The sequence below is a fragment of the Paenibacillus sp. A14 genome (assembly GCF_036864815.1).
GTDB classification, from domain to species: Bacteria; Bacillota; Bacilli; order Paenibacillales; family Paenibacillaceae; genus Fontibacillus; species Fontibacillus sanfengchensis.
In genome coordinates this window covers 177,453-200,669 of the sequence record NZ_JBAGJD010000007.1, presented here as the reverse complement: position 1 = coordinate 200,669, position 23,217 = coordinate 177,453, and the positions used below count along the sequence as shown (strand labels likewise).

Here is a 23,217-nt window from a genome sequence, read left to right as displayed (position 1 = left end):
GGGGCAATTGGCATGAAATTACTAACGATAATTGCGTTTGAAGTTCGAAAACTGATTCGCGCCAGGGTTGTGCTGTTCAATTTGTTTCTTCTTCCCTTGCTGCTGATCTTCATTTTGGGAAATGCCCTGTCGCCGATGTTTGATTCGGGATCGGATAAAACCCTGGAGCAGGTCAACGTCAAGCTGGTGAGGTCCGCGGCCGAAGGAGGCACGGATTTGGGGCTGGACGCCTTTCTGGTCAATCCGGAAATCAAGGAAACTTTGCGGATCGACAAAGCGGCGAACCGCGCCGAGGCGGAAGCGTCGCTTCGTTCGGGGAATAGCGATTTTGCCGTTGTGATTCCGGGGGATTTTGAAGCGAAGGTCACCCGGGGGGAAGCGGCGAAATGGGAGTATATTTTGGGGAAGGATCAACTGAAGAATCATGTCGCGGAAATGATTTTTGACGCTTATCTAGATGAAGTGAACCGAACGCAAGCTTCGGCGATCGTGCTTGGACCCGAAGCTGTAACGGCGGCGATGAGGCAGGTTCAACAGGCCGGGGACCCAACGTTTGTGGAGATGGCGCCGCTCAGTGAACAAGGGGAGTCCTATTCCGCCTTTCAATATTACGCCGTCTCGATGCTGATCATGTTTCTTCTTTACTCCGGGCTCATGGTCAACGAAAGCTTGCGAAGCGAAATCGACAATCGGACGTTGTACCGTTTGGGCTCCATGCCGATCGGCGGGCTGCCGATTTTTGCAGGAAAAATCATCGGGAACGGATTGGTTACCTCGCTTCAAGCGACGGTGATTATCCTCGGTACCTCCTGGCTCTACGGTGTGGAGTGGGGAAATCATCCGTTCTATCTGGCGGCGATTTGCGGATTGGTTATTCTTTGCTCCATGATGCTCGCTGTGATCGTATCTCTTTGGAGCAAGTCGGGGACGGCCGCCAGCACGTTGGTCCAAGTGGTCGCGATTCTTATGACGTTTTTGAGCGGAGGCTTTCAGCCGATTCCGGTGGATCTGATTCAAAAGCTCGGAGATTTTACGGTCAACCATTGGGCGATGCAGGGTTTGCTCCGTATTATGCTGGGAGCCGACCCGGCGATTATAGGGCATCATATCCTGATGCTCGGCATCTTCGGCGGCGTCCTGATGCTGATCGGCATAATTACGTACCGGAAGGTGGGTTACCATGAATAGTTTGACCATAGCCTGGAATATGATCAGGCAGACCGTCGGGACCAAAAAGGGAATGATCATGCATATCCTTCTGCCCTGCATCGTTATTTCCCTGGCTGTTGCCTTGCTCGGACAAGAGCGGCCCCTCGGCGTTCAAATCGTATATGTGAATCAAGACACCGGTAAAGCCGGAGCGTATTTGCTGGAGGAGTTGGCCGCGAAGCCAAATTATTCGCTGAAGGAAGTGGGGAGCGAAGATGCTTTGCGGGAAGAGGTTACCGAAAATCGGGCGGAGGCGGGCTTTATGATCCCATCCGGCTTTACGGATCTCCTTTTGGCCGGGCAGAAACCGAAATTGCCCATGTATGAATTAAAAATGAGCGAGGGGACATACACGCTCCGGTTGACTTTGGAGGAACTGGCGCGGGGAGCGGCGGCCATGGCCGGACTGGTGTCTGCGTCACAACCGGACGTCTTTGGAGCCGTTTTGGACCAGACGAGAAAACATGCCGTCAGTCCCGACAAGACCGACCTGCAGTTGTATCCCAAGCCCGGCTTGAATGTGGTCACCGGCTTTACGCTGATGTTTCTGATGAGTCTGGTCGGCAGCACCGTCGGCAAGATCCTGGAGGAACGCCGCCGCCGGACCATGGCCAGGATGTACAGCGCACCGGTCAGAGCCTGGGAAATCACACTGGGTCATTTTCTGGGCAGTTTCACCGTCGGTATTTCGCAAATTGCCCTTGTTTTGATCTTCAGCGGCTATGTGCTGAAATATGATTATGATCTGCCTATGCTGCTTCATTTCATCGTGCTGGCCGCCTTTATGCTCGTAGCGATGGGCATTGCCAGCGCGGTGGCGGGAATAATGCGGAATCCGCAAAATGTCGGGATGCTGAACAGCCTGATCATCACGCCGACCTGCATGCTCGGGGGATGTTTTTGGCCGATCTCCTATATGCCGGAATTCATGCAAAAAGCCGCGAATTTCGTGCCGCAAAAATGGGCCATCGAGGCGGTGGAGAAACTTTCGGCGGGAGGGGGGCTGGGCACCATCACATTACCGCTCCTGATTTTAGGCCTGATGGCCCTGATCCTGCTTGCCATTGGCTCCTCGATTCTTCGGCCGGCGGAGGCAAATGTAACAGGGTAGACCCAAAATATGCAGGGCTGTTCGCGCGTTGATTAATCCCGCGCGGACAGCCTGTTTCGGTTATTTTGACCCGTTTGCGGCGATTTGGAGAAAAAAGATTGCAAGTGTTCACAAAATCTACTATCTTGGAACTATTATAGACAACAAAGAACTTGCATCTAGAGGAGGGGGTCTTCCCATGCATAGCGATTTTAAAGTGGGATCCCAGATAACGGACATTCCCTCCAACCGAAATCAGCGGAGGCTTGCCCTGCTGCTGGCATCTTTGATTTCCGTGATGTCCTTGACAGCTCTTCCGTTCGGTACGATGATCCTTCCTTCTTTCGAACCTTTTTTGCCGATCCTGATTTCCTGGTTCATCTTCGGGGATCTGCTGACCGCGTTCATTCTATTCAGCCAATTTCGGGCCTCCGGCGTACCGTCCCTTCTCGTCATTTCCTGCACCTATCTATTTACCGGATTAATTACCGCACTGCATATATTAACCTTTCCCGGCGTGTTTTCGGAGGAGGGGATGCTTGGCGCGAATAACCAATCGGCAGGCTGGCTATGGATTTTTTGGCATGGAGGCTTTCCGGTCGGAATTTTGATATATTTATTTGTAGGGGTTCGATATCCGCAGCCGCTGGAGTCGAAAACGGACATTTCCTTTTATACGGCGCTAGGGCTGTTTTTGACATTGCTATCGGTATGCCTGTCGTTCCAGCTCGCTACCGAAGGAGCCGATTTGATGCCCCGCATTATCGATTTCGGAAGCTACAGGCATATTGTGGATTCGGGGATCGGTCCTGTTTTGGGAGGGCTGAATTTACTTGTTCTGGTGCTGGTGATTTTGCGTTTTCGGACAAGAAGCGTACTGCACCTCTGGATTGCCATTGCCCTGCTGGCGTTGTTCCTCGACATTCTTCTCACCGTATTCGCCGGAACCCGGTACACATTGGGATGGTATTTGGCCCGGATCAATTCGGTGATTTCGGCGACGGTCGTCCTCTGCTCGGTTGTAAGCGAGGTCAACAGGCTGTTCGTCCGTCTCTCGGACCAGCATAAGCAATTGCTCGAATCCGGGAGGCAACTGGAAAGAGCGAATGAGGAATTGTTCCGGCTGTCGAGCCTTGACGGCTTGACGGAGATTCCGAATCGCCGGAGACTGGACGAAATCATTTCCTGGGAGCTGGTGTTTCCCGAGGAGCGGCAGACGCCGCTTTCGCTGCTCATCCTTGATGTGGACTGCTTCAAAGCCTATAACGACCACTATGGACATTTGGGCGGGGACCAGGTGTTGAAGAAGATCGCCCGGACGATTTCGGCGGAAGTGAAGCCTTATTTTGGATTTGCCGCAAGGTACGGAGGCGAGGAATTCGCGGTGTTGCTATCCGGCCTCGATGTCCAGGGGACGTTTGCCGTGGCGGAGCGGATCAGGAACGCTGTGGAACGGCTGGAGATCGGTCATGCCGGATTACCCGCGGGCGGGAGGGTGACGATCAGCATCGGCGGTCACTGTCTTGCCCCGTTTCAAGGCATCGATCAGGACGAACTGATTTACTTAGCCGATCAATGCCTCTACGAGGCAAAAGATGAGGGGAGAAACCGCAGCATCGTCAAAGGGTGGTCCCGGGAGATCGGCGAGGCGCTGAGCGTGGGAAGTTAAGCTTGCCGGGGAGTTCCGGTGATATCCCGGTATTTCTTCAGCATGAATAAACGCCAGCGCAGAATCATTCCGTAAGCGAGAATGAAGAAGACGGAGCCTGTCTGCAATACGGAAATATACTGCTCGACCACTTCGTGCAAGGCGAGGCGCAGCACCAGCAGGCCAATAAGAATATACGCGAATCCGGGAGAGCGCTGGGCATACACTTCGCCGCCGATGACTTCAAAGCGGGTCGTCCGGTTCAGCGGATAGGAGAACACAAACCATCCTACGGCGAAGGCGATGAACGCCCACGAAAGAGGGATGCGCATCTCCGGGGCGACAAACATAGCGAAGCCTGTGGTCATGCCGAGCGGCGGGATGACGATCTTTTTGACCGTCACGGGTTTTCGGCTGGCCTTCAGGCGAATGATCAGGACGGAGACCGCCATCAGGGCGGCGCCGATCGTTAAGACCAAATGCATATAAGCAGAACTGAAAATGTTCATCATATGAAGTTCCTTTCCGTTCTAGTTAAGCCAGAACATTATACCATACTCCCGCCGGTGCAAAAAATCCGCTGCCCCTTTATTCACCGTTCATGTTTCAAATTTGCCTAGGGAGGGGGAAAAAATATGAACAGCGAATTTACCATCGCCGTCCATTGCCTTCTGTTTCTTTACACCAAGGAAGACAAGATGGCCAACAGCGAACAGATTGCCTGCAGTGTATCCACTCACCCCGCACGGGTCCGGAAAGTGCTGAGCTTGCTGCGCAAGCAAGGGCTCGTGGCTACCAAGGAGGGGGCTCGCGGCGGCTACCAGCTGAACAAGACGCTGGAAGAGATTACGCTTGGCGATTTATACCGGTTGTTTGCACGCGGCTCATTGCAGCCGGGCTGGTGTTCGGGCAACGAAAAGTCGCCCTGTCAGGTATCCTCCAATATTCATTCCGCGATGGAGCTTATTTTTAACCGCGGCGAGGATTGCTTGGAGTCCTATTTTAACGGGATCGCGTTATCCGAGGTGCATCGGCTCTTGAACCGGAGCAGCCCGGAGGAAGCCGGCGATCGAATCGAGAGAGGAGCGAAAAGAGAGCATGAATGTTGGGAACTCAAAGAAAACTGAGCTGCTTTTTTATTTGGGGTCTTATGCTGCTGAATCGGAGCCGGGGATTCACCTTGCCGGCTTGAACGCGGAGACGGAAGAATTGCGGTGGATTGAGAGCACCTCGGGAATCCGGAATCCGTCATTTCTCGTATTGAATCCGGAAGGGACGCGGCTGTACGCGGTAAGCGAACAGGCGCAGGGAGCCGTGGTCAGCTATGCCGTCCGGACGGAAGGCGGGCTGGAACAATTGAATTCGGCGCCGACGGAAGGGGCGGACCCTTGTCACTTGTCTCTCTCATCGGACGGCGGCTTGCTCGCGGCCAATTATTCCAGCGGGCATGTGAACCGTTATGCGCTGGATGAACGCGGAGCCGTGGGGGAGTTGACCGCGCTTGTGCAGCACGTGGGCCAGGGATTCCGCCAGGACCGGCAGGAAGCAGCGCATGCGCATAGTGCGGTACCCAGTGCCACGGGCGATTATGTTTATGTATCCGACCTGGGGCTCGATCAGGTAGTGTATTACCGCGTGGAAAACGGAAAGCTCTCCACCGAAGGGGAGATCAAGCTGCCGCCGGGCTCCGGTCCGCGCCATTTTGCGTTTCACCCGAACGGTGTTCACGCGTACGGCATCAATGAATTGAACAATACGCTCACGGTTTATGCGTATAATCCGGTTCAGGGGCATTTGCAGATTTTGCAGCATGTTTCCACGCTGCCTGAAGGGTTTGGCGGTGAGAACTATCCCGCCGATGTGCACCTCTCTCCGGACGGCCGCTATCTGTACGGCTCCAACCGCGGCCATGACAGCATCGTCAAATTTGCGGTCCATCCGGACACCGGAATGCTGGAGGCGCTGGAGTGGACGGAGACCGGAGGCAAGTGGCCGCGCAATTTCGCGATTCTGGAAAACTATGCGCTGGTGGCCAATCAATATTCGGACAACGTGGTCCTGTTTCGCAGAAATTCGGATACGGGGAGCCTGAAGTCGACAGGACGGGAACTGAAGATCAAGCAGCCTTCCTGCATCGAGCCGGTTCGATCGTAATGCACGGAAACGGAAGAGCATAAACACAGACGAAGAAAAAAACCTGGGGCATTGCCCCAGGTTTTTCGCATTTGGACAGGGACAGAAATTCCCATTCTGAGTACATTATGGTATGGGCGATCTTCAAAAAAAGGTTTGACAACCGAACCCCGGGGCATTTAAAATAGCACCATAACATACTAAACAGGTAGGAATAATTAAAAATGGTTCTCGCCGTACGGACGGAGGAACGCTCTACTTGCCAAGGCAGACACGAGTAGCGGCTCGGTCGGACCTAAACGGCGGGAGCGTTTCTCCGCTTTTTTTGCCGAAAAAGAGGGGTTGCCCGGCAGACGAAGGACGGAAATAAAGGGGAGGAGTGATCCGATGAGCAAGGCGAAGACAAAGGGTGTTCTGTTGAGTTTGGTGTTGGCGATGTCGGTATTTCTCGGGGCCTGCGGTTCGGATTCCGGGGAGAAAACGAGCGGTGGAGCGGGGGAGACCTTGGAGCTCTTGAACGTATCCTACGACCCTACCCGCGAGCTGTATGAGAGCTTTAATAAAGCCTTTGCCGCCCACTGGGAGAAAGAGAAGGGGCAGAAGGTGGAAATCAAGCAGTCTCATGGCGGGTCCGGCAAGCAAAGCCGCGCGGTGATCGACGGTCTTGAAGCCGACGTTGTAACTTTGGCCCTCGGCTACGATATCGATGCCATTCAGAAGAGCGGCCTGATCGATGAAGGCTGGCAGAAGGAGTACGACAAGAACAGCGCGCCGTATACATCCACGATCGTGTTCCTCGTCCGCAAAGGAAACCCGAAGGGTATCCAGGACTGGAACGATCTGATCAAGGAGGGCGTGGAGGTCGTCACCCCGAACCCGCAAACTTCCGGCGGAGCAAGATGGAACTACTTGGCGGCTTGGGGCTATGCGCTGCATCAAAACAACAACGACGAGGCGAAAGCCCAGGAGTTCGTGAAGCAGTTGTATGAGCATGTCAAGGTTTTGGATAGCGGGGCACGCGGTTCAACGACGACTTTCGTCGAGCGGGGACTCGGCGATGTCCTGCTGGCCTGGGAGAATGAGGCCTGGTTATCCGTAAAAGAACTCGGCCCCGACAAATTCGATATCGTTTACCCTTCCGAAAGTATTTTGGCGGAGCCGCCTGTGGCGGTCGTGGACAAAAACGTCGACAAACGCGGAAAGCGCGAGGTGGCCGAGGCCTACCTGAAGTACTTGTATTCGGAGGAAGGGCAGACGATCGCAGCGGAGAACTATTACCGCCCGACGCTGGACAGCGTAAAGGCGAAATATGCCGACCAGTTTCCTGAGATCAAGCTATTCACGATCGATGAAGTCTTCGGAGGCTGGGCGGAGGCGCAAGAGAAGCACTTCAGTGACGGGGGGATTTTCTCCCAAATATACTTAGCCAAATAACCGACCGTTGATGACGGAGGTGCGTTCCGGAAGGGAACGTCAAACCCGAGGACGCGAGAAGAAAGGATGAAAATTTCATGCAAACTGGCGCCACCAAGCGCGGCGTGCTGCCCGGCTTCGGACTTTCGATGGGCTACAGCGTACTCTACCTGAGTCTTGTGGTACTCATTCCGTTATCGGCACTGCTGCTGAACTCTACGGGACTGACCTGGGGGAAATTTTGGGAGGTGGCCACCGATCCGCGCGTGCTGGCATCTTACAGGGTCAGTTTACTGACCGCCGCGGCGGCCGGACTGATCGACACCGTACTGGGATTGCTGCTTGCCTGGGTTTTGGTCAGATACGATTTTCCCGGAAAAAAGATTTTCGACGCCATGATCGATCTGCCGTTTGCTCTCCCTACCGCGGTAGCGGGGGTCTCGCTTACGGCGATCTATTCGCAGAACGGCTGGATCGGCTCGCTGTTCGAACCGCTGGGAATCCGGCTGGCTTTTTCACCGATCGGCATCACGCTCGCCTTGATGTTCATCGGCATACCATTCGTCGTTCGAACCGTTCAACCGGTGCTGCAGGATCTCGATGCCGAGGTGGAGGAAGCGGCGGCCACGCTGGGCGCCAGCCGGCTGCGAACCTTCCGCTCCGTCGTTCTGCCGGAGCTGCTGCCGCCCCTGCTGACCGGATTTGCGCTTGCCTTTTCGCGCGGCATCGGCGAATACGGCTCCGTTGTTTTTATATCCGGCAACATGCCGATGAAGACGGAAATCGCCCCGCTCTTGATCATGTCCAAGCTGGAGCAGTTCGATTACGCGGGAGCTACGGCCGTAGCCCTGCTGTTGCTGCTGATCTCGTTTGTACTGATGCTGCTCATAAATACCCTTCAACGCAGGGTGCGTAAAACCGCCCGCTAGGAATGAAGCCGGCGGACGGATGGGGAGAAAAGCCCTCGCTGTCGCTGCAATAGCGGCCTTTTGGGTTCCTTTAGGGCCTTATTTTTGGGAAAAGCGGGCAGAAACCTGATTTCGGGACCCGCACCAGAGCAATATGCCCCTTTTGGGCCGCTATTTTTCCCGCGAAAGCGAACCGGGCCGAAATAACGGCCCAAAACGCACTGGCATTGCAACCTGACAGGGTGCTACTTATTTTGAACCTTGTCGCCTCGGTGTGGCGAGTTGGATCCGGCGTGCCCCATTTCCCTGACCGCCGTCGCATGAGCAGCCTTGCAAGAAAGACAAAAATTAACGTTAACGGTTGCCACAGCCGTTATTTGTCCTGAAAACGCCGATTTCCCATTCTAACGGTCGCCACGGCGCTTATTTTCGCATAAACAGGCTGTTAAGGCGAGAATCCAGGAGAATAACGGCGCTCACGACCGTTAGAATTTCGAAAGGGCTACTTTTCGTTAAATAGCGGCTGACACAACCGTTAGACTCCTCTCAGGCGTTAGTACCAGCCGGAAAGCCTGACCTTTTGCAGGAATTCATACTCGATCGCTAGTGCCCAAAACGCCGCTATTATAGTGGGCGGCAAGAGGGATTGTGGATAGGCAGCACCATGTCAGGTTTAATGCAACGCCAGTGCGTAAAAGGCTCTTATCACGATTCACCAACCTAGCTTTCAAAGGGAAAACGGGCTCCGCCGAATAAGATAAGGTGTTGGTCTGGAATTGCAGATATGCTGCAGAAATTCAATGTAAAAACAAAACAAGGTTGTCTGATGGGGCACTAGTGCATCACTTTTAATTGATTTCTCTACAAAGGAGGTTAAACGCATGGCCGGTTCCGTACCGCTCGCGTCAACGAAGGCGTCCGCCGGAAGAAGCCCGGTGACCCGATCGTCCGGCCCCATGAAATGGGTCCTGATCGGGCTGGCTGTCCTTGTTCTGCTGTGGCTGATCGTTTTACCGCTGGCCGTGGTGTTGATCGAATCCTTGAAAAAGGGCTTCGGCGTTTATATGGAGGCGATCACCGACCCTGCCGCTCTTTCCGCCTTGCGGCTAACCCTGTTGGTGGCGGTCATCACCGTTCCCCTGAACACGATCTTCGGGGTGGCCGCGGCCTGGGCGATCACCAAATTTCATTTTCGCGGGAAGCAGTTGCTCGTAACGTTGATCGATCTGCCCTTTGCCGTGTCCCCGGTGATCGGAGGGCTCATTTACGTCCTCGTTTACGGGACTCACGGCTGGTTTGGCCCATGGCTGCAGGAACATGATTTAAAAGTGATTTTCGCACTGCCGGGGATTATTTTGGCCACGCTGTTCGTGACGTTTCCGTTTGTGGCCCGGGAGCTGATTCCGCTGATGGAGGATCAGGGGCTGCAGGAAGAGGAGGCCGCCGTTACACTGGGGGCCCGGGGCTTTCGTATCTTCTGGAAAGTCACCCTGCCCAATATCAAATGGGGGCTCCTGTACGGCATTATATTGTGCAACGCCAGAGCGATGGGGGAGTTTGGAGCGGTTTCGGTCGTATCGGGACATATTCGCGGCGAGACCAACACGCTTCCCCTCCACGTGGAGATTTTGTATAACGAGTACCAGTTTTCCGCGTCCTTTGCCGTAGCATCCCTGCTGCTTTTGCTGGCGCTCGTTACGCTGCTGCTCAAAAGCTGGTTTACGCGGAAAAGCCGGCATCAGGGCTAACCCCATTCATTGGCTTAAACGTTCAGGACCTTAATCGGGAATAGGAGGGCTGCATCATGGCGAAGCCGTTAAAAGTGGATCAGATTTGGCTGGAACGCATCGCGGGACTGCTCAATGAAATGGAATTCGGGTCGCTGAACATTGTCGTTCATGAAGGACAAATCGTTCAAGTCGAGCGGACCGAACGCAAACGGTATGAGCTGGGGAGCGGGGGGCAGGGCAAATCGGCCCCGGCGCCCCGCCATGCGGCCAAGTCATTGCGCAGATCCTGATTCGGACCCGAATGGAAAAAAGCCTCCTCCCACGTTTGTTGTGGGAGGAGGCTTTTGCTATTGGGGCGAGTTCGTCTATTTCGTATCGTTCCCTGCCGGGCTTTTGGCCGCGGTCTCCGGTTCCGTCTCGGTTGATAGCGATGCCTGCCCTTCCGGCAGCGCCTGGTAATGACCGGCGAACGGACGGGATTTTCGCGGCTTGGTGCCCGTCAAGCGAAACCCCGCCAGAAACAGAAGCAACTGAAGGGTCAGGACGAAAGGGGCAAAGGACGGATTCACAAGATGAAGCAAAAACAGGGCGGAGATCAAAACCGACCATAACCGGTGCAATACCGCCCCCGAGCCCGGACGGTTACCTCCCATGACCACGGGATACAGCAGCGCCAGGGAGAACAGAGCGGATCCGAACAGCGACCATGCGGAAATGACCGCCTCTCCTTCATTCCCGACCGCGATTTCTCCGTTCAAGGCTCGCAGCAGCCAACTGAACAGGTAGAGCAGCGCCGCAGCGAACAAAAACGGAACGCCCGGGCGGACCTGTCGCCAAAACGCCTGCCCCCATCCCGGGCTTTCGGTATGCCGCAGCAGCTTGTCCCGCTCCGCACACATGCGGTCGTTCTCCCGTTCCAGCGTTTTAAGCAGCCGGGGAAGGCGGGCCAGGTCCCGCTCCCCGGCGTATGTGGAGATTTGCGCCATCGCATCCTCCGAAAGGTAGGGGGCGGCGCGGCAGGCGAGAAGCCGCTCCAGCAGCAGCCGCTCCTCCGCCTGCGAAAGCTCCGTCCGCGCATGCAGATGGATCAGAGCGCTTTCCGCGGCGGCATAGAGCTTCAGGCTCGCATCAAGCCGGCGCAGCCGAGCCTGCTCCCGGCGCCTGAAGCTAAGCGCCGAGACCCCGTACAGGCCAAGAAAGAGAGCGAGCGCCAAAGATGCGGTTATGGCGGCGGGGCTGAGATCCCGCAGCCAATATAACCAGTCCGACAGTGACAAAAGATATCACCCTTTCGATATTCCTACCTTCCACTATTGCATAGGATTGGGACGAATTTCAAGCGTCATGGAGAAAACGGAGGCCCCTTTTTTACCCGCCCGGAAAAATGGGTAAATAGATGGCATTACCGGTCAGGGGGAATCGCCGATGGAACTGGGACAAATCGCATTAAAACTGGTGGTCGGGTTTATCGGATTATGGCTGCTGACGCGTCTGCTGGGCAAAAAGGAAATCTCCCAGCTCACCCCGTTTGACTTCGTTTCTTCGTTGATGCTAAGCGAGTTGGTGGGGAATACGGTCTACCAGGAGGACGCGAAGTTTTTGCACCTGTTGTTCGCCTTGTTTTTATGGGGAGGCTTGTCCTATTTGTTTGAGAAAATAACGCAGCATGCCAAGCGGGCACGCGGGTATTTGGACGGAAAACCGTCGATTCTGATCCGGGACGGGGAAGTCGATTTGAAGGAGCTGCGCAAAAACAGCCTGGACTTTGACCAGCTCCGGATGCTGCTGAGGCAGCATGACGTATTCTTCATCGGCGAGGTCGCTTATGCTATATTTGAAGCAAACGGAACGCTCAGCGTGATGAAGAAGCCGGAAGAAGAGACCGTGAAACGGGGGGACCTCGGCTTGGAATCGGAGAAGCCCGGTCTTTCTTACGCGCTGGTCGAAGAGGGAGAAATCAACCTCGATACCTTGCGGCTGATCGGCAAGCAGGAGGATTGGCTCCGCCGGCAGCTCCGGCGGCAGGGCTGCAGCGATATCAAACAGGTGGCTTATGCGGAATGGAAAGATGGCGAAGGGCTGTACATTTTGCGGCATAAGCAGGGCTCGTTTCGGGAACCGGCCAAAGAGTAGGAGGACAACAAGAATGGAAGACAAAAAGAAGCTGAAAATCGTTCATGAGGCTCCTTCCCTGGAGGATTATCTATCTGGCATTAAGGCGGCAGGCCGGGTTATCGGGGACGGAGGATGTTTCATTCGCAAGGCATGTATTTATGGTTGAAATCCTGAGGGTTCGGCGCATACTATTGGAGGATTTTTCATAAAGCGAGGAAAGGGCGGTGTTTCGTTATGAAGATTGCTATTTTCGGAAGTACGGGAACGATCGGGAAAGCGTTATTGGAAGAGGCCTTGCAGCGGGGGCATGAGGTTACCGCTGTCGTGCGGGATCCGGGCAAGCTGGCGGCCGGCCGGGAAAGACTGCGGGTGCGGACGGGGGATATTTTGATGCCCGATTCCATCGCGGCCGCGGTGGAGGGCTGCGATGTGGTGATCAGCGCCTACGGGCCGCGCTTCGGCGAGGAGAGCCAGCTGTCGGAGGCGACTCGCTCCCTGATCGAAGGCGCCCGAAACGGCGGAGTCCGCCGGCTGATCGCCGTCGGCGGCGCCGGAGGGCTGGAGGTCGCGCCCGGGATGAAGCTGATGGAAACGCCGGAATTTCCGGAGGAGATCCTTCCGCTCGCCCGCGCGCACGAAGACGCATACCACATATATCGGGACTCCGATATCGTCTGGACGGTGCTCAGCCCCGCCGCGATCATCGAGCCGGGCAAACGGACCGGCCAATTCCGCATCGGCATGAACCAACTCGTCGTGGACGAGCGCGACCAAAGCCACATCTCGGTCGAGGATTACGCGGTGGCCATGCTCGACGAAGCGGAGGACCCGCAGTTTGTCCAGGCCCGGTTTACGGTGGCTTATTAGCCGCTTATTCGCTTATTTGGATGTAGGCCGGGGAGAGAAGATCACCGCGTTGAATGAACGGGCCTTGGGTGGCAGGAATGTAAAAAGATGCGAAAATGCAGGGATTTCGGGCGGAAGATAGGCTCGTGAAATGAAAAGATGCAAATGTGCAGGAATTTTTTGAGGATTGGGAGCTATGCGGGTGCTTCGTGTCAAAAACCTGCAGAGGATATGCAGGAATTCCCAAATAATTGGCCGACCTCGCAAAAAATTCATGCATTTTTGCAGGAATTCCGTTCCGCGGGCATGTGAGTCTGAGCGGGCAAACGGCAAGAAGTTGGGAGTAAAAAGGGGAGCGAAGGATGAAATTCGTAACATCGGAGCAAATGAGGGAAATGGACCGCTATGCGATGGAAGAGCTGGGCCTTCCGGCTATGGTGCTGATGGAAAACGCCGGGCGGGCGATCGCGGAGGAGGTGCTGCGATTTTGCGTGGAGCGCAGCGGCGGTTCCTGCGGTACCGGCGGCGAAGGCGGTCTCCGGGATGCTTCGCGCCTCCGGGAGACCGAGTCCATCCGGGAGGGAGACCCCGAAACGGGCCTGGACCTGTCCCGGGAGCACTGGCTGATCCTCGTCGGAAAGGGCAACAACGGCGGGGACGGACTCGTCTGCGCGCGGCATTTGGCCGACGCCGGAATGGCGGTCAGCCTTCTGTATGCCGAGCCGCCCGAGCAGCTGCGGGGGGAAGCCGCGGCTCAGTATCAAATCGTCCGGGCGCTCGGGCTGCCGGGGACGGTGTATGACCCGGAGCGCGGCGGGGCGGATTTGCTGGAGTGGGCGCAGGGCGGGGATTCCATGGGCCGGGGAGCCAGAGTTACCGGCCTCGTGGACGCCCTGCTCGGCACCGGCACGAAGGGAGCGCCGCGCGCGGGTTACGCTTCCCTGATCCGGGAAGCGAACGCCAGCGGTCTGCCAATCATCTCGGCAGACCTGCCGAGCGGGCTGGACGCCGATACGGGCGCGGTCCACGATCCGTGCATCCGGGCCCGGGTCACGGTCAGCCTCGCCTTTTTGAAGGCGGGGCTGACGCAGTATCCGGGGGCCCGGGCCGCCGGGGACGTGGTGGTCCGCTATATCGGCATCCCCCGCGCTCTGCCGCCGGGGATGAAGCCGGCGGGCACGGTTTTGACGGAGGCGGTGCTGCGAGGCGAGCTCGGCGCCGACCCGGGCCGCCGGCGCGAGCCCGACGGCCATAAGGGCACCTACGGGCACGTGCTGCTGGCCGCAGGCAGCCTGCCCATGAGTGGCGCCGGCCTGCTGGCCGCCAAGGCCGCGCTGCGCGCCGGGTGCGGCCTCGCCACGTGGGCGCTGCCGGCGGCGCTGCTGCCGCCCCTGCTCGGGGCTGTGCCCGAGCTGATGCTGGCGCCGGTCGCCGACGGCGGCTCCGGCGCTTGGAACCCGGCCGCAGCGGGCGAAGTGCTGCGGCTGCTGGAGGCGCGCGATGTGCTAGCCGTCGGCCCGGGGCTCGGCCGCTTCCCGGGCGAGGGCGCTTACTTGCGCGCCCTGTGGGAGGGCGCGGCGCGTCCCCTGGTCGTGGACGCGGACGCCCTGAACATCCTCGCCGCCTCCGGCTTCGCGGCGTGGCCCCGCCGGGATGCGGCGACGGTGCTTACGCCGCATCCCGGCGAGATGGCCCGCTTGACCGGCCTGACGACGGCCGAGGTCCAGCGGGACCGGATCGGCGTCGCCCGCAGGTTCGCCGCCGGGCATGGCCTCACGCTCGTCCTGAAGGGCGCGCGTACGGTCGTCGCGGCCCCGGACGGCCGCGTGTTCGTCAACGTCACCGGCCATCCCGGGATGGCGACGGGCGGAACCGGCGATTGCCTGACCGGCATCATCGCCGGCCTGCTGGCCCAGGGCCTGGACGCGGCCCAGGCCGCCGCGCTCGGCGTGTATCTGCACGGCCGGGCCGGCGAGCGGGCCGCCGCCCTACGCGCCAATCCCGCCTCTCTGCTGGCGGGCGATATCCTGGACGCGCTGTAGGGGTTTGGCGGCGGCCTGTGCCGCTGCTGCGCCACCCTTACGCGGTGACCATCGCTCCGCCGTTGACGTGCAGCGTTTCGCCGACGGTGAAGGACGAATCGTCGCTCGCCAGGTAGACATACGCGGGGGCCAGCTCGAACGGCTGGGCCGCGCGTTTGATCGGCGCATCCGTGCCGAAGACAGCGACCTCCGAGGCCGGGAAAGAGGCCGGAATCAGCGGCGTCCAGACGGACCCGGGGGCCACGGCATTGACGCGGATGCCGCAGTCGATTAGGGAGAGGGCCAGGGAGCGGGTGAACGTCACGATGGCGCCCTTGGTCGCGGAATAGTCAATCAGCTCTTTATGGCCTTGGTAGGCCGTAATCGATGCCGTATTGATGATTGAGCTTCCCGGTTTCAGGCAGGGCAAAGCCGCCTGGACCATGAAAAAGAACGGGAATACATTGGTTTGAAACGTCTGGTACAGTTGGGCCTCGGAGATCGCGGCGATGCTTTTTTGCGGATACTGCACCGCATGGTTGTTAACAAGTACGTCAAGCCGTCCGAAACAGCGCAGTGTTTCTTGAACGACGGCTTCGCAGTTCCGCTTTAGGCGCAGATCGATTTGCAGAGGCAGGCAACGCTGCCCGAGCTCCTCAATCCTCTGTTTGGTCGCGAGGGCGTCCGAGGTTTCCCACAGGTAGGGAATGACGAGATCGGCCCCTTCCTTGGCAAAAGCGATCGCCACCGCGCGGCCGATCCCGCTGTCTCCGCCGGTTACGATGGCCACCTTGCCCTTCAGCTTGCCGCTGCCGCGGTACTCCGGGTTTTCGGAAATCGGTTTGGGATGCATCAGGCTTTCCAACCCCGGCTGAACGGGCTGGTGCTGCGGCGGGAAAGCGATCGGCTGCTCGGTGCACACCGTTTTCCGGCCGACATAAGGATATACGGGAATCATCGATTTTTCAGGCTCCTCCCTGGGTGGGTTTTTTTGAAGCGAAAACACGCATATGTCTTATGGGTATGCATCCGCCCAGAAAAGGGTGTTCCAACCCGGGTACAATTGACTTTTCATTAAAATATTGATAGCATTTTTTAAAATTATACTGATTTTATCGGATTTATATAGTGCGAGGCATATCTTGGCGCAAAGAAAAGGAGGGCTATGACATTGGCCAAAGTAACGGTGATTAACGGAACCCCTACGCCGGGCTCCAGATTGACGGCGGTCGTTTCCCTGGCGGAGGAACTGCTGGTAAAGGAAGGCTTTGAGGTCAACCATGTGAACGTGTCGGAGCTGCCGCCGGAGGATTTGATACATACCAAATTTGAAAGCGAGGCGATCGTGAAAGCGAACGCGCTCGTTGCCGGAGCCGATGCCGTCATTGTGGCCAGCCCCGTCTATAAGGCTTCGTACACGGGCGTACTGAAGACGTTCCTGGATCTGATCCCGCAAAAAGGCCTGGCCGGCAAAATCATTCTTCCGCTCTTTATCGGAGGAAGTCTGGCGCACCTTTTGTCCATCGATTATTCGTTGAAACCGGTATTGTCGGCGCTGGGAGCCCGGCATATTTTGGGCGGCGTTTACACGGTCGATTCCCAAGTGGCGCGGACGGAGCAGGGCGGTTTTGAGATCGCGGAGGAGTTGAAGGAACGGTTGGAGAACAACGTCAAAGAATTGGCGGAAGAGACGCGGCGCCGGATTGCATCGGCTAACCTCCCTTCGTAGCATCGCCGGTCGATATTATGTTCGTCTGATGCGGACAATGGTCGAAAATGTCCATCCAAATGTGGACAAATCATATACAGGGGGACTATGAGGAGATGCAAAAACCAAAACAAAAACTCGTGTTTTTTGTGGGTGTTGCCGGAACGGGCAAAACGACAGTGGCGAGAAAGCTGGCCGAACGGATGCAGGCGGCTTTTCTGGACCGCGATACGGTTGGAGGACGGTTTGTCGAAAAAATCCTGGAGATGAACGGTCTGGACGTGAATGACCGGGACTCCGATTTTTACAAGAAGCATCTGCGCGATCTGGAATATGACACGACGAAAGACATTTGCATTGAAAATCTCGCCGCGGGACAAAGTGTATTTATGATTTCGCCGTTTACGGCCGAGTTGAAGAATAAGGCCTGGATCGAGGAAGTGCTGGCCGCCGCGGGAAAAACAAAGGAAGACGTGGACGTGAAGGTCGTCGTCGTCGCTTTGAAGGACATGGAGACGCAGAAGGAACGGATCATCGACCGTCAAACCGAGCGGGACACCTGGAAGCTGGAGCATTGGGACGATTTCAAGCACCGCGTGCAATTCGTGCCTGAGGTCAACTGGGATATTCCCGAATCGTCGGTTTTCGTGTTCGATAACAGCGGTGAATTGACCGACGAGAAGGTAGACAGCGTATACGGATTCGTCACCGGGAAGTAGTACCTGCGGCCCGTTTGCTTTAAAATGTAACGTGCGCCACAAAAATCCTTTTTTGACCTCTGTAATATAGCTATTGGAGCGATTGCTCCAAACCAAAACCAATAGGAGGCAAAAAACGATGAAAATCACCAAAAGGGCAGCAAGCTTGTTGTTTTCCGTCCTAGTATTTATGGCAACCTTTGCGGTCTACGATACAACTAACTATGAAGATTTTGATAGGGATTACGCTTTTACCTTAACTACTCAAACGACCCATCCCTAACTCGAAAGAGGCGGCCAGCTTGACTGGCCGCCTCTTTATTTTACGAAATGATGGAAGTACGCCGGGCGTCGTCCGTACACTTTCGCGTTTATATGATCTATAATAGAACACATATTTAGGGATCGGTTACAGAGATCGGTTACAGTCGGAGAAGGCGCTTTTCGGGCGGGGGCGGCAAGGAGGGGCGTTCATGACATTTATATTTTCCTACATAAAGAAGTACCGGGTGGCCGCGATTTCGGCGATCTGTATGATGTTGATCGAGCTGGCGGTGGAATTGGTCCAGCCGATGATTATTTCCAAAATAATCGATGACGGTATTCGCCAACGCGAGCTTTCCGTCGCCTGGACGTGGGGCGGCATTCTGCTCGGAAGCGCCGTGCTCGCTTTCGCGGCAGGGATATGCAGCTCGTTTTTGGCTTCCCATGCCAGCCAGGGCTTCGGTTACGACCTTCGGGACAGGCTGTACGAGAAAGTGCAGCGTTTATCCTATCCGGTGTTCGGCAAGTTTGCCGCTTCTTCGCTCATCACCCGGTTGACCGGGGATGTTACCCAATTGCAGGAAATGGTCTTTATGAGCCTGAGATTTGCGACCCGCGTACCGTTGGTGGTGCTCGGGAGCATGGTTATGGCGCTGGTGGTTCACGTCAAGCTCGGATTGTTCCTGACGGTGCTGGTCCCTTTGATGCTGGTGTTTGTCATGCGGATGATCCGGCGGACCACGCTCCTGTTTCGGGTCGTACAGAAGCGGATGGATGCGCTGAACGGCGTCATTCAGGAGAATATGACAGGGATGCGCCTCATCCGGGTATTCGTACGGCGGGATCAGGAAACGGGCCGCTTTCAGAAGCGCAGCTCCGAGCTGATGGAAGGAACGGTTTCCGCGCTGCGCCTGGCCGAAACGACTATGCCGTTTCTGCTGTTCGTCATGAACGCAGGGATTCTGGCCGTGCTGTGGTTCGGCCAGATCGACATCGCCGCCGGAAGCGCCACGGTCGGCGAGGTGGTCGCCGTCGCGAATTATTCGCTGCGCACGATCGGCGCTCTGTCCGCGCTGTCGTGGATCATGACGGTGTATTCGCGGGCTTCGGCTTCGGCGCAGCGCACCGGGGAGGTGCTGGCCGCGGAAGACCCGGAGGCGGAGGCGAATCTTGCGGTCGGCGGCGGTAAACGCCCGGATTCCGGGAAAGCGCCGCTGCGGGGCGAACTGGAATTTGAGCGCGTCGGCTTTCGCTACCCGGGCAGCGACCTCAGGGTGCTGGAGGAGATTTCTTTTCGTCTGCGTGCGGGACAGCGTGCCGCGATCCTTGGCGCGACCGGCTCCGGCAAAACGTCGCTGGTCCAGCTGGTGCCGCGTCTGTACGAACCGGATGAAGGCGTAATCCGGATCGACGGGGAGGACATTCGCCGGATCGGCAGTTCCCGGCTGCGCGGCGGTATCGGATATGTGCCGCAGGAAGTGATTTTGTTCTCCGGCACGGTGCGGGAGAACATCGCCTGGGGCCGCGAGGACGCCACGCTGGAGCAAATCCGGGAAGCCGCGCGGCAGGCGCAGATTCATGAGACGATCGAGTCGCTGCCGCACGGCTACGACACGATGCTGGGACAGCGCGGCGTCAACCTGTCCGGCGGCCAGAAGCAGCGCCTCTCGATCGCCCGGGCGCTGGTTCGAAAGCCGTCCATTCTCATTCTGGACGACAGTACCAGCGCCCTCGATACGCGGACGGAGGCCGCCCTACTGCAGGAGCTGGACCGTTTGTCCTGCACGACGCTCCTGATTACGCAGAAGGTCGGCACGACGGCCTCGGCCGATCTGATCCTGCTGCTGGACGAAGGTCGGCTGATCGCCAGCGGGACGCACGCGGAGCTGCTGGCGGACTCGCCGTTATACCGGCGTATCGTGGAATCCCAGCAGGGAAAGGGGGATACGCATGTTCAAGGTATTTCTTGAGCCGTTTCGCCATCCGTATCCCAAAGAGGTGATCGAGCGGGGCGGCGAAGGACAGGGGCGCCGAAAGCCGACAGCCAAAGCGAAGGACTGGTCGGGGACGCTCGGCCGGATCTGGCATTATCTTGCCCGGCGTAAGGGCAAGCTGGCGCTGGTCCTGCTGATGGTCGTCTTCAGCTCCGGTCTCGCGCTGCTCGGCCCTTACCTGCTCGGCGTCGCCGTCGATCATTACCTCGAAGGGAGCGGGGGACGGCCTTGGATGCTTTTTCTGACCGGGCTTGCGCTGGTGTATGCCGGTTCGTCCCTGACCAGCTGGCTGCAAAATATCTGGATGATCGAGATCGCCCAGGAGACGGTGTACCGCTTAAGGACCGATTTGTTTGCCAAGCTGCATCGTCTGCCGATTCCTTACTACGGCAAAAGACAACAGGGTGAAATTATGAGCCGGGTCACGAACGATATCGATAACGTCAGCTCCACACTGAACAGCTCGGCGATCCAGATTTTTTCCAGCGTACTGACCCTGGTGGGGACGATCACGGTGATGCTGCTCTTAAGCCCGATCCTTACGCTGCTCACGTTCCTGGTCGTGCCGCTGATGGCGCTGGGCATGCGCTGGATCACCCGGCGGACGGGGCCGCTGTACAAGCAGCGGCAGCGGGATCTCGGCCATTTGAACGGCTATATCGAGGAAACGCTGTCCGGCCAGCGGATCATCAAGGCGTTCTCCCAGGAGGAGCGCGTTATTCGGGATTTCCGGGAGCGCAATGCCTCGATCCGGCGGTCGGGATTCTGGGCCCAGACGATTTCCGGCTTCATTCCGAAGCTGATGAACGGGCTCAACAATCTGAGCTTCGCCCTGGTGGCCGGAATCGGCGGCGTGCTGGCGATCCGCGGTGCGGTAACCGTCGGCGTGATTATCGTCTTCGTCGAGTATGCCCGGCAGTTTACCCGGCCGCTGAACGACCTGGCCAACCAGTGGAACACACTGCTGTCGGCCATCGCCGGGGCCGAGCGGGTATTCGAGGTGCTGGACGAGGAGGAGGAGTCCCGGGATGAGAAGGAGGCGGCCGAGCTTAAAGAGGTGAAGGGGGAGGTTGTTTTCAGGAACGTGACGTTCTCCTATGAAAAGAATGGGGAAGCCGCCACGCTGAAGGAAATCAGCTTCACGGCCCGGCCGGGTGAAATGGTCGCGCTCGTCGGTCCGACCGGTGCCGGCAAAACGACGCTCATTCAACTGCTCTCCCGCTTCTATGACCCCGATTCGGGAACAATTGCGCTCGACGGGCGCGACCTGATCTCGGTGACCCGCGACAGCCTGCGCCGCCATATGGCCTTCGTACTGCAGGATTCGTTCCTGTTTCAGGGCACGATCCGGGAAAATATCCGCTTCGGCCGGCTGAACGCGACCGATGCCGAGGTAGAGGAGGCCGCGAAGCTGGCTAACGCGCATTCCTTCATCACCCGCCTCGCGGACGGCTACGACAAGATTCTCGGCGTCGGCGGGGAGGGGATCAGCCAAGGGCAGAAGCAGTTGCTGGCTATCGCCCGCGCGATTTTGGCCGATCCGTCGATCCTGGTGCTCGACGAGGCGACGAGCAGCATCGACACGGTGACGGAGATCAAAATTCAGGAAGGGCTGCAGCGCCTGATGGCGGGGCGGACGAGTTTCGTAATCGCCCACCGGCTGAATACGATCCGCGAGGCCGACAAAATCCTGGTACTGCAAGGCGGCCGGCTGATCGAGCAGGGGAACCATGAATCATTGCTGGCCGAGGGCGGGTTTTACAGCCGGCTGTATCAAGGCTATTTGGAGGACCGCGCGTCCAAAACGGAGGAACCGACAGGAGGCAAACCGAGTGGACTTGTTTGAAGTGCAGGCTTATTTAAGAAGCATGCTGCTGCTGAGGGAGGAGGTCCCTTCCTTTTCGCGCTACCCGTTTGAGCTGCCTGCGGTCGCGTCGCTGGAGAGGCTTGATTTTCACCCGAAGGTCACGTATATCGTCGGGGAGAACGGGATGGGCAAATCTACGCTGCTGGAGGCGATCGCGGTGGCGCTTGGCTTTAATCCCGAAGGGGGCTCGCTGAACTTTACGTTCTCCACGGCGCCGACCCATTCGGAATTATACCGCTATCTCCGTCCGATTCGCGGTGCCCGCAAGCCTCGGGACGGGTTCTTTTTTCGGGCGGAGAGCTATTACAATCTAGCGACGGCTATTGATGAACTTGACCGGGAGCCGACATGGGCGCCCCTCATTATCGACTCTTACGGCGGAAAATCGCTTCACATGATGTCGCATGGGGAATCGTTCTTCGCCGCCTTCCTGAAGCGGTTCGGCGGAAGCGGGCTGTATATTATGGACGAGCCGGAGGCCGCTTTGTCGCCGTTTCGTCAAATGGCCATGCTGTCGCGAATCCATGAGCTGGTCGGCAAGCGTTCCCAGTTCATTATCTCCACGCACTCGCCGATCCTGATGGCCTACCCCGACAGCCTGATCTACCAACTGACCGGGGAGGGAATCCGCCGGGTGGATTTGGAGGAGACCGATCACTATGTGATCATGAAGGAATTTTTGAACAACCGGGAAAAGATGCTGGGCGAACTCTTGGATTAAGCGCGGCGCACATAACAAGAGCTAGATAGGATTGTAGAATCTAAAGGCCCGATTGATAGATATGGGGTGAGTGAGATATGGCTTTGAATCTGGAAGAATTAAAAACCTCCTGGAAGTTGGAGGAGCAACAAGGCTTCGAAGGTTGGGATTTCTCGGGGCTCAACGGACGCATGGGGGAGGAGCCGCTTCCTTGGGATTACAGGAAGGTGGTGCTTGCTTTGATGCAAGCCGAAACCGTGATGCTCGACATGGGGACGGGCGGGGGCGAGTTCCTGTTGTCGCTGAATCCTCCGCCAGGCCAAACGTATGCCACGGAAGCTTATCTTCCCAACTTTGAACTTTGCCGCAAAAAACTGCCGGAATACGGCATCGATGTGCGCCTGGTTCACGACGATAACGATCTGCCCTTTAAGGACGGCATGTTTGATCTCGTGATCAACCGGCATGAATCGTTCAGCGCCGGGGAGGTGTTCCGCCTTTTGAAGCCGGGCGGCGTTCTTGTGACCCAGCAGGTCGGCGGCCAAAATAACCGGGAGTTGTCCCGTTTTTTACTGGGCGGGGATCGGATGGTCACCGACGCGGAGTTCGATTTGAACCGGACGGCGCGTCTCCTGGAGGAAGCCGGGTTTACGGTAACGGAGCGGCGGGAGTATTATCCGGAGCTCCGCTTTCACGATATCGGCGCTCTGGTGCGTTTCGCCAGGATTATCGAATGGGAGTTTCCGGACTTCTCCGTGGACCGCTGCTTCGAGCCGCTTTGCCGGCTGCAGGGGCAGTTGGCGGAGCGCGGGTACATTACCAGCCGGGAACACCGTTTTTTTATCACAGCGCATAAATAAGGAGGATAATATA

23 protein-coding genes are annotated in these 23,217 nt (G+C 57.3%); 20 read left to right on the top strand and 3 right to left on the bottom strand.

The genetic code is table 11. The annotated features are described in order from the left end of the window. The first annotated feature begins 12 nt into the window (after positions 1 to 12). From V4U88_RS19120 to V4U88_RS19110, 3 genes are all read left to right on the top strand, one after another. Positions 13 to 1,188, top strand: a complete 1,176-nt coding sequence (locus tag V4U88_RS19120) for an ABC transporter permease (protein ID WP_334074847.1) — start codon at positions 13 to 15, stop codon at positions 1,186 to 1,188. Further along, the gene (locus V4U88_RS19115) at positions 1,181 to 2,320 is read left to right on the top strand and encodes an ABC transporter permease (RefSeq protein ID WP_334074846.1); all 1,140 of its coding nucleotides are present in this window, start codon (positions 1,181 to 1,183) and stop codon (positions 2,318 to 2,320) included. Before V4U88_RS19120 ends, V4U88_RS19115 begins: the two co-directional genes overlap by 8 nt. Before the next feature lie 178 nt (positions 2,321 to 2,498). Then, a complete protein-coding gene (locus tag V4U88_RS19110) occupies positions 2,499 to 3,968 on the top strand; it encodes a sensor domain-containing diguanylate cyclase (protein WP_334074845.1) in 1,470 nt (489 codons plus the stop codon). Here the strand turns inward: V4U88_RS19110 and V4U88_RS19105 are convergent. Then, complete coding sequence (locus V4U88_RS19105) at positions 3,965 to 4,432, bottom strand: CcdC family protein (protein ID WP_442951895.1); 468 nt, start codon at positions 4,430 to 4,432, stop codon at positions 3,965 to 3,967. The genes V4U88_RS19110 and V4U88_RS19105 overlap by 4 nt on opposite strands. Before the next feature lie 150 nt (positions 4,433 to 4,582). On the opposite strand from V4U88_RS19105, the gene V4U88_RS19100 reads away from it, so the two are divergent. The 6 genes from V4U88_RS19100 to V4U88_RS19075 all read left to right on the top strand — a co-directional run bounded on the left by V4U88_RS19100 (position 4,583) and on the right by V4U88_RS19075 (position 10,421). Next, positions 4,583 to 5,074: an Rrf2 family transcriptional regulator gene (locus tag V4U88_RS19100; protein WP_334074844.1), complete on the top strand. Its 492-nt coding sequence runs from the start codon at positions 4,583 to 4,585 to the stop codon at positions 5,072 to 5,074. After that, positions 5,046 to 6,101, top strand: a complete 1,056-nt coding sequence (locus V4U88_RS19095) for a lactonase family protein (protein ID WP_334074843.1) — start codon at positions 5,046 to 5,048, stop codon at positions 6,099 to 6,101. The genes V4U88_RS19100 and V4U88_RS19095 overlap by 29 nt, the downstream gene beginning before the upstream one ends. A 366-nt stretch (positions 6,102 to 6,467) precedes the next feature. Further along, entirely contained in the window at positions 6,468 to 7,514 is a 1,047-nt protein-coding gene (locus V4U88_RS19090; protein ID WP_334074842.1) for a sulfate ABC transporter substrate-binding protein, read from the top strand. 77 nt (positions 7,515 to 7,591) lie between these two features. Then, positions 7,592 to 8,422 carry a sulfate ABC transporter permease subunit CysT gene (gene cysT / locus V4U88_RS19085; RefSeq protein WP_334074841.1) on the top strand — a complete coding sequence of 277 codons (831 nt, stop codon included), beginning with the start codon at positions 7,592 to 7,594 and terminating at the stop codon, positions 8,420 to 8,422. Positions 8,423 to 9,282: 860 nt separating this feature from the next. Beyond that, positions 9,283 to 10,149, top strand: a complete 867-nt coding sequence (gene cysW, locus V4U88_RS19080; protein WP_334074840.1) for a sulfate ABC transporter permease subunit CysW — start codon at positions 9,283 to 9,285, stop codon at positions 10,147 to 10,149. Positions 10,150 to 10,205: 56 nt separating this feature from the next. Next, positions 10,206 to 10,421: a YezD family protein gene (locus V4U88_RS19075; protein ID WP_334074839.1), complete on the top strand. Its 216-nt coding sequence runs from the start codon at positions 10,206 to 10,208 to the stop codon at positions 10,419 to 10,421. Between the two features lie 75 nt (positions 10,422 to 10,496). On the opposite strand, the gene V4U88_RS19070 is transcribed toward V4U88_RS19075, so the two are convergent. After that, positions 10,497 to 11,408 (bottom strand): hypothetical protein, encoded by a 912-nt coding sequence (locus V4U88_RS19070; protein WP_334074838.1) that lies wholly within the window; start codon positions 11,406 to 11,408, stop codon positions 10,497 to 10,499. 148 nt (positions 11,409 to 11,556) lie between these two features. Here V4U88_RS19070 and V4U88_RS19065 point away from each other — a divergent pair, with 148 nt between their 5' ends. From V4U88_RS19065 to V4U88_RS19050, 4 genes are all read left to right on the top strand, one after another. Continuing rightward, the gene (locus V4U88_RS19065) at positions 11,557 to 12,264 is read left to right on the top strand and encodes a DUF421 domain-containing protein (protein ID WP_334074837.1); all 708 of its coding nucleotides are present in this window, start codon (positions 11,557 to 11,559) and stop codon (positions 12,262 to 12,264) included. 13 nt (positions 12,265 to 12,277) lie between these two features. After that, the gene (locus tag V4U88_RS19060) at positions 12,278 to 12,412 is read left to right on the top strand and encodes a hypothetical protein (RefSeq protein ID WP_334074836.1); all 135 of its coding nucleotides are present in this window, start codon (positions 12,278 to 12,280) and stop codon (positions 12,410 to 12,412) included. Between the two features lie 68 nt (positions 12,413 to 12,480). Then, a complete protein-coding gene (locus V4U88_RS19055) occupies positions 12,481 to 13,113 on the top strand; it encodes an NAD(P)-dependent oxidoreductase (RefSeq protein WP_334074835.1) in 633 nt (210 codons plus the stop codon). Positions 13,114 to 13,454: 341 nt separating this feature from the next. Further along, positions 13,455 to 15,134 carry an NAD(P)H-hydrate dehydratase gene (locus V4U88_RS19050; RefSeq protein ID WP_334074834.1) on the top strand — a complete coding sequence of 560 codons (1,680 nt, stop codon included), beginning with the start codon at positions 13,455 to 13,457 and terminating at the stop codon, positions 15,132 to 15,134. A 37-nt stretch (positions 15,135 to 15,171) separates the two neighbouring features. Here the strand turns inward: V4U88_RS19050 and V4U88_RS19045 are convergent, their stop codons facing one another. Further along, on the bottom strand, positions 15,172 to 16,071 hold the full coding sequence (locus V4U88_RS19045) for an SDR family oxidoreductase (protein WP_334074833.1): 900 nt from the start codon (positions 16,069 to 16,071) through the stop codon (positions 15,172 to 15,174). A 213-nt stretch (positions 16,072 to 16,284) separates the two neighbouring features. On the opposite strand from V4U88_RS19045, the gene ssuE reads away from it, so the two are divergent. The 7 genes from ssuE to V4U88_RS19010 all read left to right on the top strand — a co-directional run bounded on the left by ssuE (position 16,285) and on the right by V4U88_RS19010 (position 23,204). Beyond that, positions 16,285 to 16,842: an NADPH-dependent FMN reductase gene (gene ssuE / locus V4U88_RS19040; RefSeq protein ID WP_334074832.1), complete on the top strand. Its 558-nt coding sequence runs from the start codon at positions 16,285 to 16,287 to the stop codon at positions 16,840 to 16,842. Positions 16,843 to 16,937: 95 nt separating this feature from the next. Next, positions 16,938 to 17,540, top strand: a complete 603-nt coding sequence (locus tag V4U88_RS19035; protein WP_334074831.1) for an AAA family ATPase — start codon at positions 16,938 to 16,940, stop codon at positions 17,538 to 17,540. 118 nt (positions 17,541 to 17,658) lie between these two features. Next, a complete protein-coding gene (locus V4U88_RS19030) occupies positions 17,659 to 17,802 on the top strand; it encodes a hypothetical protein (protein ID WP_334074830.1) in 144 nt (47 codons plus the stop codon). A 190-nt stretch (positions 17,803 to 17,992) separates the two neighbouring features. Beyond that, a complete protein-coding gene (locus V4U88_RS19025; RefSeq protein WP_334074829.1) occupies positions 17,993 to 19,753 on the top strand; it encodes an ABC transporter ATP-binding protein in 1,761 nt (586 codons plus the stop codon). Continuing rightward, positions 19,734 to 21,623, top strand: a complete 1,890-nt coding sequence (locus V4U88_RS19020) for an ABC transporter ATP-binding protein (protein ID WP_334074828.1) — start codon at positions 19,734 to 19,736, stop codon at positions 21,621 to 21,623. Before V4U88_RS19025 ends, V4U88_RS19020 begins: the two co-directional genes overlap by 20 nt. 22 nt (positions 21,624 to 21,645) lie before the next feature. Beyond that, positions 21,646 to 22,365, top strand: a complete 720-nt coding sequence (locus V4U88_RS19015) for an AAA family ATPase (RefSeq protein ID WP_442951897.1) — start codon at positions 21,646 to 21,648, stop codon at positions 22,363 to 22,365. Positions 22,366 to 22,442: 77 nt separating this feature from the next. Then, positions 22,443 to 23,204 carry a class I SAM-dependent methyltransferase gene (locus V4U88_RS19010; protein ID WP_334074826.1) on the top strand — a complete coding sequence of 254 codons (762 nt, stop codon included), beginning with the start codon at positions 22,443 to 22,445 and terminating at the stop codon, positions 23,202 to 23,204. Positions 23,205 to 23,217: the final 13 nt, after the last annotated feature.